At 68.4% G+C, this 12329-nt stretch carries 13 protein-coding genes and 1 CRISPR repeat array; all 13 genes read right to left on the reverse strand.

What is annotated here, in order from left to right:
• Positions 1–651 carry a PIG-L deacetylase family protein gene (locus ACFHWE_RS21290; RefSeq protein WP_416603562.1) on the reverse strand — a complete coding sequence of 217 codons (651 nt, stop codon included), beginning with the start codon at positions 649–651 and terminating at the stop codon, positions 1–3.
• A 29-nt stretch (positions 652–680) separates the two neighbouring features.
• A complete protein-coding gene (locus tag ACFHWE_RS21295) occupies positions 681–1772 on the reverse strand; it encodes a glycosyltransferase (RefSeq protein WP_416603564.1) in 1092 nt (363 codons plus the stop codon).
• Positions 1769–2320: a phosphoribosyltransferase gene (locus ACFHWE_RS21300; RefSeq protein WP_416603566.1), complete on the reverse strand. Its 552-nt coding sequence runs from the start codon at positions 2318–2320 to the stop codon at positions 1769–1771. Before ACFHWE_RS21300 ends, ACFHWE_RS21295 begins: the two co-directional genes overlap by 4 nt.
• Positions 2317–2751 carry a DUF6884 domain-containing protein gene (locus ACFHWE_RS21305; protein ID WP_416603567.1) on the reverse strand — a complete coding sequence of 145 codons (435 nt, stop codon included), beginning with the start codon at positions 2749–2751 and terminating at the stop codon, positions 2317–2319. Before ACFHWE_RS21305 ends, ACFHWE_RS21300 begins: the two co-directional genes overlap by 4 nt.
• Positions 2742–3188 (reverse strand): formylglycine-generating enzyme family protein, encoded by a 447-nt coding sequence (locus ACFHWE_RS21310; RefSeq protein WP_416603569.1) that lies wholly within the window; start codon positions 3186–3188, stop codon positions 2742–2744. The genes ACFHWE_RS21305 and ACFHWE_RS21310 overlap by 10 nt, the downstream gene beginning before the upstream one ends.
• A 202-nt stretch (positions 3189–3390) precedes the next feature.
• The gene (locus tag ACFHWE_RS21315; RefSeq protein WP_416603570.1) at positions 3391–4104 is read right to left on the reverse strand and encodes a 7-carboxy-7-deazaguanine synthase QueE; all 714 of its coding nucleotides are present in this window, start codon (positions 4102–4104) and stop codon (positions 3391–3393) included.
• Positions 4101–4478, reverse strand: coding sequence for a 6-pyruvoyl trahydropterin synthase family protein (locus ACFHWE_RS21320; RefSeq protein WP_416603571.1), 378 nt, complete (start codon positions 4476–4478; stop codon positions 4101–4103). The genes ACFHWE_RS21315 and ACFHWE_RS21320 overlap by 4 nt, the downstream gene beginning before the upstream one ends.
• Positions 4478–5161, reverse strand: coding sequence for a 7-cyano-7-deazaguanine synthase QueC (queC, locus tag ACFHWE_RS21325; protein WP_416603572.1), 684 nt, complete (start codon positions 5159–5161; stop codon positions 4478–4480). The genes ACFHWE_RS21320 and queC overlap by 1 nt, the downstream gene beginning before the upstream one ends.
• Before the next feature lie 343 nt (positions 5162–5504).
• A CRISPR array of direct repeats spans positions 5505–7498; the repeat unit is 37 nt; unit sequence GTTGCGACCCTCGGTCGCCCCGAAGGGCGACCGCCAC.
• Positions 7499–7629: 131 nt separating this feature from the next.
• On the reverse strand, positions 7630–7920 hold the full coding sequence (gene cas2, locus ACFHWE_RS21330; protein WP_416603573.1) for a CRISPR-associated endonuclease Cas2: 291 nt from the start codon (positions 7918–7920) through the stop codon (positions 7630–7632).
• On the reverse strand, positions 7920–8942 hold the full coding sequence (gene cas1c, locus ACFHWE_RS21335; RefSeq protein WP_416603574.1) for a type I-C CRISPR-associated endonuclease Cas1c: 1023 nt from the start codon (positions 8940–8942) through the stop codon (positions 7920–7922). Before cas1c ends, cas2 begins: the two co-directional genes overlap by 1 nt.
• Positions 8935–9594, reverse strand: coding sequence for a CRISPR-associated protein Cas4 (cas4, locus tag ACFHWE_RS21340; protein WP_416603575.1), 660 nt, complete (start codon positions 9592–9594; stop codon positions 8935–8937). Before cas4 ends, cas1c begins: the two co-directional genes overlap by 8 nt.
• Positions 9591–10478: a type I-C CRISPR-associated protein Cas7/Csd2 gene (gene cas7c / locus ACFHWE_RS21345; protein WP_416603576.1), complete on the reverse strand. Its 888-nt coding sequence runs from the start codon at positions 10476–10478 to the stop codon at positions 9591–9593. Before cas7c ends, cas4 begins: the two co-directional genes overlap by 4 nt.
• A 39-nt stretch (positions 10479–10517) precedes the next feature.
• Positions 10518–12329 (reverse strand): type I-C CRISPR-associated protein Cas8c/Csd1, encoded by a 1812-nt coding sequence (gene cas8c / locus ACFHWE_RS21350; RefSeq protein WP_416603577.1) that lies wholly within the window; start codon positions 12327–12329, stop codon positions 10518–10520.

Raw genomic sequence — 12329 nt, forward strand, 5'->3', positions numbered from 1 at the left:
TCACACCACCATCCGGTAGACGACGAACTGCTCGGCCGCCTCTGTCCCGGCCCTCGCCCCCGCCACGTCCTCCATGGCGTGGATGCGGGGCAGGCTGCGTGGGTGCGGATCCGGCCGCAGTTGGCTGGCGTAGCAGGCCAGGGCCTCGTCTTTGACGGAACGAGCGCGTGTGATGTCCACGCCGAGCCGGGCAGGGATGGCCGGTTCGGGCCAGTGGTCGTCAGGGCCCCGATAGCCGAGCACGATGCGCGGAGCCCTGGTGCGGGGGCGCGCGGCGGCGAGCGCGGCCTCGTGCACTGTGCGGTGGTCGTGGTGGTGGCTGCCTGCCGCGGGCAGCAGCAGAAGGTCGGGGGCCAGTTGCTCCAGCCCCATGCGTGTGCCGGACTCGATGAACCCCACCAGGTCATAGGGGGTGTTCGGCGTATCCGGGGCGATGAGGTGGTCTGTCGCCGCCAGGGTGTGGCAGGCGGCGTCGAACTCCTTGGCGCGCAGGTCGGCGTCGAGTTCGGGAGCTACCAGGACCAGGATGTGCACCTGGACGCCTTCCTGGGCCAGACGGGCGAGGGTGCCTCCCGCGCCGAGGGTCTCGTCATCGGGGTGCGGGGCGATGATCAGTGCGCGGCTGCCGCTGGGCAGGCCGAAAACGGGCATGGTGAACCCCTTCAACAGCGGGAACCGGTTCAGGAGGTGAGGGAGAGGAAGCGGCGTGCGCTTGCCGCGGGGGTGAGGTGGGCGACGCGCTCCACCGCTGCCAGGGATGCCTGGTGGTAGAGGTCGTGGTCGCCGAGAAAGGCCTCGGCCGCCTCCCACAGCCGGGCGGGGCCGCAGGAGAGGGGGACGGAGGGCCCTGCGGGGCCGATGAGTGCGGGCAGGTGCCCCAGGGCGTAGTGGGCCACGGGCGTACCCACGCTGAGCGACTCCGCGGCGGCCAGGCCGAACGTCTCCGGTGAGGTGGAGCAGTTCACGCTGAGGGCCGCGCGGGCGAAGAAGGGCTGGACGTCCTCCCAGGGCAGCGCCGGGACGAGACGTACCTGGTGGGTGCGCGCGGCGCGTTCACGACAGTGCGCGATCACTTGCTCCTGCATGCCGGGCCAGTACTCGAAGGCGGCGGGTGCCAGAGCGATCTCCACCGGCCGATCGAAGGAGTCGGGGACGGCGTCGATGAGTTCGGCGATGCCCTTGTGCGGTTCGGCCCGTGCGGCGATCCGCACCGGCCCCTCCCTGCAGAGGCGCTCCCGCTCGGGGGTAGGAACCGGTGCCGGGGGCGAGGCGAGCGGATCGGGGACGTCGTACCAGCCGGTGGTGTCCAGCCCGGCGTCACGGGCTTGTCCGGTCAGGAACGGTGAACAGGTGAACACCGCGTCAGGGCGGTGGGCCAGCGCACGGTCCATGAACTCGTCCGTGCGCAGCACCCCCACACGCAACACGCTCCGTACACCGGCTGGGGCCGGAGCCAGATATCCCAGCCCCCAGCTCACATCGGCCCAGCAGACCAGATCCACCCGTTCCCGTTCCAGAACCGCACTGACCTCGGCGCGCACCCCGGTGGGGGCGGCCAGTGCGTGGAGGAGATCCTCCTCGGTCGCGGGGCGCGGAAGGCGCACCGACGCCAGCCTGACCAGGTCCTCCTGGTCTCCCCGGGCCGAGGCGGCGGTGAGGATGAGGCAGCGGTGCCCCAGGGCGCGGCAGCCGTGCGCCAGGGCACCGATGCTGCGCTCGATACCCGCCGGTTCGTTCACACCGTAGGTGAGCAGGACGAAAGCGATGTTCACAAAGGCCTCCGGGAGGGGTGGAGGGTGTCGGGGAGGGAGAGCGGTCGGGTTCCGGTGCCGGTCGGGGGCGGCGGCTCCCACGGGAAGCACACCCAGTCCGAGACGTCCCACACCCACGCGTGCGGGGCGCCGTTCGTGCCGGTGTTGCGGCACAGCGTCACCGCTGGGGCAGAGTGCAACTGCGGTAGGGCCTGGCGCAGGGCGCGCAGGGTGGCGCCGGTGCCGTAGATGTCGTCGACGATCAACGCGCGAACACCTTTGAGATGGGAGAGGTCGACCGGGCACGAGACGAGGGCGTCATCGGTGGCGCCCAGCCGCACCCCTTCGCCGGTGTTGTGGGTGGCGGTGACCGAGACCATCGGCAGACGCAGATCGGCCGCGATCGCGGCGGCGGGCCACAGCCCGCCGCGTGCCACCGCGACCACGAGCTGCGCGCCGCCGGTGGCCGCGAAGCGGGCGAGCAGACGCGCGGCGGCCACCGCGGTCGGATAGTCCAGCGTCCACAGGTGCCCGTCGCTGAAACGGCGGGACGGGGCGGTGTCAGTCATGGCCATCCCCAACCGGAGAGGACCGCACTAGCCGATTCCCAGTGGGTCAGGGGGCCGCAGACCAGGTGGGTGAGCGGTGCGAGGTCAGCCACCGGCAAGGCGTCGAGGTAGTCCGGCGCGACCAGCAGCAGTGCTTCCTCGACCACGGTCCGCGAACGGTAGTCGTCGATGAACTCCCGGGTGGCGGGGCGCAGTTGGCGTGCGCGCTCAGGGGTCATCGCCTGGTCGTAGGGGGCCACCGTCTCCTCGGCGTGCAGCAGCCCGTGGCGTGCCGACAGGATGAGCACACGTCGCCGCAGCTCTTGCGAGGAGCCGATGCGGGCGCGCAGGGGCGGCACGCACCACCCTTCGTACAGGTTCAGTGCCGGTGCGGGCAGGGCCTGCTTCTCGCGGGAGCATCCCACGATGACCAGTCCTGGTGTCATCGGCATGGCGGTTCCTCCCGCACCGGGCGCACACCGATACCCGCTGACCGCAGGTGTGTCGGGACTTCGGTCTCGTAGGCGGCCTGGGCGTAGAGGGAGAGCGAGTTGTAGGATCCGCCGCGGATCACCGCCCCGTCGCCGGGGACAGCGGTGCTGGTCCACTCCCACACGTTGCCGGCCACGTCGAGGAGCCCGTCAGGGGTCGCTCCCGCGGTTCGGTGCCATGGAGGGGCGGTCTGCCCCGGCCCGAGTTCGCGCAGGTTGGCGTGTGCGGCGGTCGGCCTCTCCTCGCCCCAGGGGTAGAGGCGCCGTCCCGCACCGGCCATCCGCCCCCACTCGGCGCTCGTCGGGAGGCGTCCCCCGGCTTCGCGGGCCAGACGTGCGGCCTCGCCCTGGTCGATTCCGGTGACCGGAAGCCCGGAACGGAGGAGGAGGGGCGTCATCGCCCACCACAGGTCCGCTCCGGTCTCACCGGCCCCGGCGAGGCCCCCGGGAATCCGAATCCAGCGGACATCCCAGCCCTCTCGCGCTATGCTGGCTCCAACCTGGGCAGCAGGAACGCTTCCTCTCCGTTGAGGGCCACTTCCCAACACGCGTGGCCGCCCGGAGGGGAAAAGACGGCCCTGCCCGGGCCCGGCGGTTCGTTCAACGGCCACGCCGATCACCCCACAGCAGCGTGTGCAACCGCGTGGACAGGTTCCATCCCCGGCCGACCACCTCATCGGCGAGGACCGCCTGGCGGGTGAGGACCTCCTCGGCTGACCGGCCCTGCGGCATGATCCACACCGGGGCCAAGCGGCACCGCTCGACCAGGTCGGCGACCTCGTCCAGTTCCTCAGGGCGCTCGACCACGAACTTGAAGACCGCGTTGCCGCTCCGCGCAAGGGCACGCAGGACGCCGGGGCGGATACGTCGGCGCTCGGGCATCCCTGCGTTGGCGAGCTTGGGCGAGACATTGAACCGCACCCGGGACAACAGGCCGGGGCCGGGCAGCCGCGTACCGTTGGTCTCCACCTCCACGTCCAGGCCCCCGTCGGTCAGCACCCCCACCGACAGCTCCAGGGCCTCCTGCAGGAGGGGCTCACCGCCGGTGACCACCACCAGGTCGACGTCGGAAGAATGGGCCCGGCTCAGGATCTCTCCCGCGTTGCACCGGTAGGTCTCCTGTCGGCGCACGTACTCGTCCCACTTCCAGGAGTAGGGCGTGTCGCACCAGGAGCAGGCGAGGTTGCAGTCGGCCAAGCGCACGAACACCGCCCGCCGACCAGAGCTGGGCCCCTCACCCTGCACGGTGGGTCCAAACACCTCGCTCACCACCAGGTCTGGCCCGTCGTAGGTGGGGCTGAGCAGGAGACTCACCGCTCCACCTCCCAGCGGGCCCAGCTCGTCGGGCTCTCCGCGACCGTCACAGCGCTCAGGCTCGCGCCCAGCCCGGGTTCGACATGGGCGATGAACCATTCGCCCATGTGCCGGGCCAGCAGCTCGCTGGTGGGCTCCGCGTCGAGTGCGTCGTTGAGCAGGCGGTGGTCCATCTGCTCGTCGAGGTAGGCGGCGAACGGCGCCAGGTCACCGAAGTCGGTGACGAACCCGGGAGGAGCCAGCGCGAGCGATACCAGTTCCACCGTCACCGTGTAGGTGTGACCGTGCAGCCTGCTGCACTTGTGTCCGGAGGGCAGCGTGCTCAGGAAGTGTGCGGCGTCGAAGGAGAACGACTTGCCGATCCTGTACCCCATCACGCACCCGCCGTTTCCATGTACTCGGTGGGATCGGGAACCTGGGCGGAGATGAACGCGCCGCGCCGTTCGCGGCAGGTCGAACAGGTCCCGCAGTGCCACTCCAGGCCTTGGTAGCAGGACCATGTGGCCTCGAAGGGGACGCCCAACCGGTGGCCGTGGGAGACGATCTGCGACTTGGACCAGGTCACGTACGGGGCCAGGACCCCCACGTCGCCGAAGCCCTTCGTGGCGGTGCGGGCCAGGTCCTGCACGGCCCGCACGAAGGCGGGGCGGCAGTCCGGGTACACCTCGTGGTCTCCCGAGTGCCCGGCGAACGCGACGGTCTGCGCGTTCCAGGAGACGGCTGCGCCGATGGCCACGCTCAGGAAGATCGCGTTTCGGGCCGGCACGACGGTGGTGCGCAGTGTCTCGGTGGTGTACTCACCGGATGGGACCGCGATGTCGGGGTCGGTGAGTGCCGAGCCGCGGAGAACGGTCTTGAGTGGGTTCAGGTCCACGACGCTGTGGCGGGCTCCCAAACGGTGGGCGAGGCGTCGGGCGGCGTGCAGTTCACGCCGGTGTCGTTGGCCGTAGTCGAAGGACAGCAGTGTGACTTCGTGGCCGTTGCGGGCCAGATCGTAAGCGAGCACGGTGCTGTCCAGGCCGCCGGAGGCGGCCACGACGGTGCGAAGGGTGGTCAACCTGTCCTCCCAGGTCGATGACGAATCCGGGGTCCGCCTTGTGGCCGTTGAACGGCCGCAAGGCGGCACGGCAGGGTCTGCGCGGGGTTCAGGGCGCAGGTTCTGCGAGGGAGGGCACCGACCGTGGTCTGCGGGTCAGGTATCCAGCGGTGTCACGGTCGGCCCCGGACCGGAAGCGGGCGAGAACGCCGTTTCCCGATCACCGTCATCGTCGCGATCGGGCTGGTGCCCCGTCTTGCCCTCAATGGGGGTACCCATCATGGGGGTGGGGATTGGAAAGCTGCTGTCGCCCACAAAGAGCAACCGCGCACCCTCTTACCGAACGTCGCCGGGCCACTATGCGGTTGCGACCCTCGGTCGCCCCGAAGGGCGACCGCCACCGCCCTGCCCTACGGCGGCATGCTCACCGCCAGCGTGTTGCGACCCTCGGTCGCCCCGAAGGGCGACCGCCACCGCCAGGTGCTTTCAGCGTGTCCTGGAGCGGTCAAGGTTGCGACCCTCGGTCGCCCCGAAGGGCGACCGCCACGAGGCCGTCGGTATCGCCGCGCTTGTCGGCCTCGTGGTTGCGACCCTCGGTCGCCCCGAAGGGCGACCGCCACTTGGCCGAAGCGTTCCCACAGGTCGTCTGTGGTTCGGTTGCGACCCTCGGTCGCCCCGAAGGGCGACCGCCACGGGCGCCGATCGCTGAGGACAAGCTGTGGATCGAACCGTTGCGACCCTCGGTCGCCCCGAAGGGCGACCGCCACCCTGCGGACGCGATCGCCCACGCCATCACCACCGCGTTGCGACCCTCGGTCGCCCCGAAGGGCGACCGCCACCATCGACTCGGTGCGCCGCCACTGGTGGTAGCCGCCGTTGCGACCCTCGGTCGCCCCGAAGGGCGACCGCCACACGAGACCTCCCGCGCCTCTGGCCGCGCCGACCGCGTTGCGACCCTCGGTCGCCCCGAAGGGCGACCGCCACTTGGCCGAAGCGTTCCCACAGGTCGTCTGTGGTTCGGTTGCGACCCTCGGTCGCCCCGAAGGGCGACCGCCACGGGCGCCGATCGCTGAGGACAAGCTGTGGATCGAACCGTTGCGACCCTCGGTCGCCCCGAAGGGCGACCGCCACCCTGCGGACGCGATCGCCCACGCCATCACCACCGCGTTGCGACCCTCGGTCGCCCCGAAGGGCGACCGCCACCTATGAGGTCGACGCCGACGCCGTGGCGGCCGCGTGGTTGCGACCCTCGGTCGCCCCGAAGGGCGACCGCCACAACCAGTGGTACCCCAGCCAGCAGCGCCACAAGCCGTTGCGACCCTCGGTCGCCCCGAAGGGCGACCGCCACAAGACGGTCTTCATCGGCGGCGCCACGGTCACGTTGCGACCCTCGGTCGCCCCGAAGGGCGACCGCCACCCCTGGACGGCGATACCGAGCTCAGCCCCTATGAGTCGTTGCGACCCTCGGTCGCCCCGAAGGGCGACCGCCACCGGTGGGCTCGTGTTCCTGAGCCCTGGTGCGTGGGTGTTGCGACCCTCGGTCGCCCCGAAGGGCGACCGCCACTCCTGCATCCACGGCCGCTGCGGGTGGTACAGGTCGTTGCGACCCTCGGTCGCCCCGAAGGGCGACCGCCACGCCGCCGCCGTCGCCCTGGCCGACCGGATCGCGTGGTTGCGACCCTCGGTCGCCCCGAAGGGCGACCGCCACAGGCGGCGGGCACGAGGTCGCCGACCCAGTCGCAGGAGTTGCGACCCTCGGTCGCCCCGAAGGGCGACCGCCACTCGTAGAGCTGCTCTGCGAGCACGCCGCCGCCCTGGTTGCGACCCTCGGTCGCCCCGAAGGGCGACCGCCACGACAAGCTCCACCCCATCGTCGACCACCGGTGGAAGTTGCGACCCTCGGTCGCCCCGAAGGGCGACCGCCACGGCACGACCGACGCGTAGCCGCGCATCCAGGACACGTTGCGACCCTCGGTCGCCCCGAAGGGCGACCGCCACCGCTTCCGCTTCACGAGCCTGATCGACGTGGACGTTTGCGACCCTCGGTCGCCCCGAAGGGCGACCGCCACCGCCCAATACCAGTTCGCGCTGCTGCACAACCACGATTTGCGACCCTCGGTCGCCCCGAAGGGCGACCGCCACCACGTCGGCGATCACCTACGGCAAGGCGTTCTTCGATTTGCGACCCTCGGTCGCCCCGAAGGGCGACCGCCACGATCCGCGGACTCGCGGTGCGCCGCCGACTGATCTTTGCGACCCTCGGTCGCCCCGAAGGGCGACCGCCACTGCTGCTCTCGGTCGGCGTCCGGCAGCAGTGAGGCTTTGCGACCCTCGGTCGCCCCGAAGGGCGACCGCCACAGCGTGTGAACTGGGAAAACCCTTCCAAGAACCACGCTGAACACACTTCCGGAAACGGACATCAAGACCGAAACAAACTCAAAATTGGTTGAGAACCGTCCTGGGATTCCATGATCACTTCTGGTTCCTCACTACAACACCAACGATTCCTCGTGAGGAAGACGCTGTGCGATCCCCAACGTGTTCACGGAACCGAACGTTCCTCGAGGCACCTTGTAGATACGCACACTGTCCTCACTGTCATCGATGATCCGCTCGATCCGATCCGTCAACGTCAACAGCTCAGCCTCAGTGCACACCACTTCGAACACCGATTTCTGTACTCGCAGGCCATAGCCTTCACAGAGCTTGGCGACCTGCCGCAACCGACGTGCCCCTTCAGGCTCTACGGTCGCCACGTCATAAGTGACCAAGAGTTCCATCACAGCGTCCAAGGCAGGTAGTCGGGAAGGTCACCGCGTACGTGGCGGGCTAGGATCCGGGCCTGGGCTGCAGGAAGCAGGGCCATCGGAACTTTCCGGCCCAGGAGCCGGTGAGCAAACTCCTTCTTCCGGTGGGCTTGCCACTGGGTGAGAACCTCTTTCCTCCCTTCTTCGGTCAACTGCACGGCCCCTCCTGGAAGGGTCTCGAAGTGATCCGAGCGCACCTGTTTGCGGTTGACCAGGGTGAGCGCGATCCTGTCGGCGGCTACGGGCCGCAGCTCTTCCATCAGGTCCAATACCAGTGCGGGTTTTCCAGGGCGCAGCCCGTGCAGGAAACCGATATAGGGGTCCAATCCCACCTGCTCGCATGCGCCGTGCACCATCGAACGGGTCAGCCCGTACAGGAAGGACAGTAGGGCGTTGGCCGGGTCGGTGGCGGGTCTCTTCACCCTGCCGGGAAAGTCGATTCCGGTGTCGGTACGCAGCATGAGCGCGAACGCTTCGAAGTAGACGCGGGCCGCGCTGCCCTCCACACCGAACACCGAGTCCACGTGCTCGGTTTCGGACAGACTCTCCACAGCGTCGGCAAGCGTTTCGGCGACCTCTCGCAGGCGTGTCCTGTGTTTGGGGGCGTCCCGTGCTGCGCGCAAGACGACCTGGCGGCAGTTCTGGATCTTGCCCGCGACGCACGCCTGGGCGATTCCCAAACACTGGACGGGGTCGGCGTGGGCCAGGTGTTGGGCGTGGCGGAGCAGGACGTTGCCGCGGGTGGGCCCGTCGGTGCGGTTGAGGAAGCGGCCTCCCCTGCTCATCCACACGATGGGGCGGCCATCCTCGGCACAGCGTGACATCAACTGGGAGCTGATCTGGATGTTGCCCATCACCACGATCGATTCCAACCGGCGCAGCGGTAGCACGTGGCGTTGCGGAACCTCGGGGATGACTACGCGCACCGTGTCGTGCTCCAGGTGCAGGGATGCTCCAGGGGTCTGGATGTAGAGGGTGTTGAGGAGTTCAGTCATCCCAGTCCGTCTCGGGGGCCGGGGAGAACAGCGCCCCCCGGAGCTTGTCGAACTTCTTGTGGTTGGCCAGGACCTTGGGCATGCAGGTGATGTTCATCGAGCAGCGGCGGCACCGCTGGTCCGCTGCCGGGGCGGGAAGTCGGGTTTCGTCCATGACCTCCCGCACACGTTCAGCGGTTCCCACCACGCGGGCGCGTAGGTCGCCGTCCATGCTGATGGTGTGGCGGCGCCGGTCGGCGGAGGAGTACACCGCTGCCGAATCGATCGTGGTGCGCAGCCGTTCCTCCAGGCACATGGCCTGAGCCGCGGCCTGGACGTCGGCGGGGCCGCCCGGGGTGTAGGGGCCGGATTTGTGTTCCACCGGTAGGACCGTGCCGTCGTCATAGATCTCCACCACGTCGCACACCCCGGTCAGGCCGAGCCCGTGATGCCAGACTGGGAGGGCGCGCAGGGTGCGCACCCCTGGCCGGTTGTCTTCGCCGGGCTCGTGGACGCGGTGGTGGAGCAGGGTGCCGCGCACGGTGGAGGCGTCGTCGGCGTAGCCGTCCTCGAGCAGGATCAGCCCAGCCTGGCGGGGGCAGTAGTCGTAGTGCTCCAGGGCTGAGAGCATCACCGGGGTGCGCTCCAAAAAGGGTGCCTCTGGTGCGCTCATCCCACGACCTTGGTGAGGGTGACGCCCTCGGGCAGTCCCTCCTCGGTGACTTGGACCTTGTAGCCGTCGAAGGAACGCACGTTCGTCTGGTCGAGGCTGGAGACCTCCACTCGCTCAAGGAGTTCATGGGCGGGAGCGCGGCCGAACGCGTCGTTGTGGGTGAACACGTACAGGCCCCGCAGCGCCATCTCCCCGCGGGTAGAGGCCCGGTCGTGTTCGAACATCAGCGTCATTGCTCGCCAGAACACCTCCAGGTCCTGCTCAGTGACGCCGGTGCGCTGGGCGAGAGGGGCACTGAAGTGTCCATAGCCTCGGAACAGGCCGTAGGGGAGGGTGTGTTTGGTGCCCATCTCGGTGCTCTCCCCCTTCTCTACGTCCTCTTCACGGGTCTGGGTGACACGGGTGATGCCGTGCTGTTGGGGCAGCACAGCGTCGATGGAGCGGGAGAAGGTGAGCTGGATCGGGCCCTGGACTCGTCCGGCGGGCTTCTTTCCGGTGCTCATGACGGCGCCGAACATGCGCACGTCGAAGAAGTGTCCGCACATCCACTTCTGGGCCTGGGGTTCGGACACGCGGCGGTTCTTCTTGTCGGCGTCCAATTCCAGGGCGTCGTAGGCGCGTTCGTGCTGGGAGTTGAGGGAGGTACCGGTCTCGACGTAGATGTCGTAGCCCTTTTGGCCGTGACAGAGCAGGGCGATGGTGTTGCGGATCTTGCGCTTGATGGCCACGTCGGTGACCAGCCCCTGGCCGGTTTCGGGGTCGGTGCGCGGCATGCCTCCAGCATCGGGGTCGCCGTTGGGGTTGCCGTCGCGGACGTCGAACAGGAACACGAAGTCGTGCTTGCGGGTGGGGTCCAGGTGGGCGCGGGCGGTGGTGGTGCTCATCTTCAAGGGTCCTTTCGTGAGTCTCAGAAGTCGGGCGGACTATTCAGTGCCGTCATCCTGCGTGGGTTCGTCATCAGAGTTGTCTTTGGCCGCTTTAGCTCGGGCCGCGGCTGCGCGGTCATCGGCACGCTGTTGGTAGTAGCCCAGGGTGAACAGGGCGCGGCCTTCCAGGTCCAAGGTGGCCGGCGGTGCCCAGCCCAGACGGGTGTAGAGCTCCTCCAAACGGCGGTTCAGCCCGCTCCACGCGCCCCGGTTGTCGCGCCGGAGTTTCTTGAGGTGGCTCTTTGCGGTGTCGTGGATCATCTCCATCACCGGAAGCGGGCGAGCCTTGGCCGCAGTGAAGTACTTGTCGGCGATGGTGGTGTTGGGACCCTTCTTGGTTTCGGGGTCGCGCAGTGCCTGGTACTGGATCTGCTCGAAGATGGCGAACAGCCGCCCACACAAGATGGCGGGGTGGGTGTCCTCAGGGTTGAGGGTGGGCATCACGGTCTCCCGGAGGTCTGGGTTGAGGCGGATGAGTAGGAGTTTGAGCAGGGCCATGCGGGGCAGATCCAGACGCCCATCTGCGCCGATGCGTTGGTCCAGGTGTTGGAGGAGAGACTCCGGGGGCCGGTGGTTTTCGCCACGTAGGGCCATGGCCAGCAGGGTGCGCTCCGCGTCTTTGGGTTCGCTTCGGTCGACGTACTTCTTGTCTTCGTCCTTCCAGCGGCCCAGACAACGCGCCATCCGCCCCAGACCCACGTACTGGGGCTCGGTCTGCCACAGATCCTGGATTCGGTGGTCGTCGAACCAGGTACGGGCGTGGGTCATCGCCTCGCGCAAGGGAATGTCGAGCCAATCGCGGACCACGACCCGGCTCTGGTTGGCCGACAAGGTCAGGGCGTAGAAGGCGTTGGGGTCGGTGCGGGAGTTGACCAGCCCGGTATGAGGCTGGTCGAGTTCGGTGAAGAGCGCGCGGATGTCCTCAGGGCGAGCTTGCCGGAGCGAACGCAGAAAGCTCATTTTCGTGGGACGTTTGAGCCACCAGACGGTAACGCTGTCGCTGGTGCGGTAGCGGTGCTCGTCTTTGGCCAGTAGGGAGTTGAGCACAGCGGTGGCGGTGCTGCCGCATCCGTCGCAGATGGGGATGTCGGAGAGCTGGGTGCGGCCGCCGCGGCCTTGGGCGGACTTGTTGACCGAGACTAGGACTGTGTCGCGTCCCATTCCGGTGGGCACCGGGATGGATCCGGCCTTGACGGGTTCAGGGATGGTGTCGAGCAGGACACCTTCCCGACCGCAGGCCAGACATACTCCCGGTCCTGCTTTTCCTCCCTTGCGGTCGGAGACAACGGTGCGCCACACGGATACGGCACTGGATACCTCATGGGCCCATCGGCCCTCCACTCTGAGGGCGACGATGTCGCTGGGTTTGGCCTTTTCCGGAATGTGGAGGTGGCGGTGGTCCCGGCGGTGGAAGAACGCTGTCACGGCCTCGGCCACTGTGGTGTCTTCCTGGTTGTGCTCAGCCCACCGCTGCACCAGGTCGATGTAGGTGTCGTTGCGGCGGATCGCTTCAGCCTCGGCCTTAGCTGAGTCGTTAGCGGGCATAGCGAGTACATACTGGAGGGTGTCCACCAGCAGCGTTGGAGGCGGTTTTGATCCCGATCGGTACACATAAGGTGTCGCCAGTTCGGCACCGTTGGGGTTGTCGGTATCGGCGAGGGATCCCAGAGCGGGGGCTCCGGAACTGTCCACCGACTTCACCTGGCCTTGTGCGTCCAGGGAGATGACCCAGCGCACCCGGCGGTGCCTGTAGTAAACCGGCGGCAGGTCCAGGTGTGGGGCGTGTTCGACCAGACGGTTCAACAGCAT

It is taken from the genome of Nocardiopsis sp. LOL_012 (assembly GCF_048060475.1).
Taxonomy (GTDB): Bacteria; Actinomycetota; Actinomycetes; order Streptosporangiales; family Streptosporangiaceae; genus Nocardiopsis.

Bases quoted from the DNA above. Each gene is read 5' to 3' on its own strand.
- cas2 (WP_416603573.1), bottom strand. From the start codon at position 7,920: ATGGAACTCTTGGTCACTTATGACGTGGCGACCGTAGAGCCTGAAGGG.
- cas1c (WP_416603574.1), bottom strand. From the start codon at position 8,942: ATGACTGAACTCCTCAACACCCTCTACATCCAGACCCCTGGAGCATCC.
- ACFHWE_RS21300 (WP_416603566.1), bottom strand. From the start codon at position 2,320: ATGACTGACACCGCCCCGTCCCGCCGTTTCAGCGACGGGCACCTGTGG.
- ACFHWE_RS21320 (WP_416603571.1), bottom strand. From the start codon at position 4,478: ATGGGGTACAGGATCGGCAAGTCGTTCTCCTTCGACGCCGCACACTTC.
- ACFHWE_RS21290 (WP_416603562.1), bottom strand. From the start codon at position 651: ATGCCCGTTTTCGGCCTGCCCAGCGGCAGCCGCGCACTGATCATCGCC.
- cas4 (WP_416603575.1), bottom strand. From the start codon at position 9,594: ATGAGCGCACCAGAGGCACCCTTTTTGGAGCGCACCCCGGTGATGCTC.
- cas7c (WP_416603576.1), bottom strand. From the start codon at position 10,478: ATGAGCACCACCACCGCCCGCGCCCACCTGGACCCCACCCGCAAGCAC.
- ACFHWE_RS21310 (WP_416603569.1), bottom strand. From the start codon at position 3,188: ATGACGCCCCTCCTCCTCCGTTCCGGGCTTCCGGTCACCGGAATCGAC.
- ACFHWE_RS21305 (WP_416603567.1), bottom strand. From the start codon at position 2,751: ATGCCGATGACACCAGGACTGGTCATCGTGGGATGCTCCCGCGAGAAG.
- cas8c (WP_416603577.1), bottom strand. From the start codon at position 12,329: ATGCTGTTGAACCGTCTGGTCGAACACGCCCCACACCTGGACCTGCCG.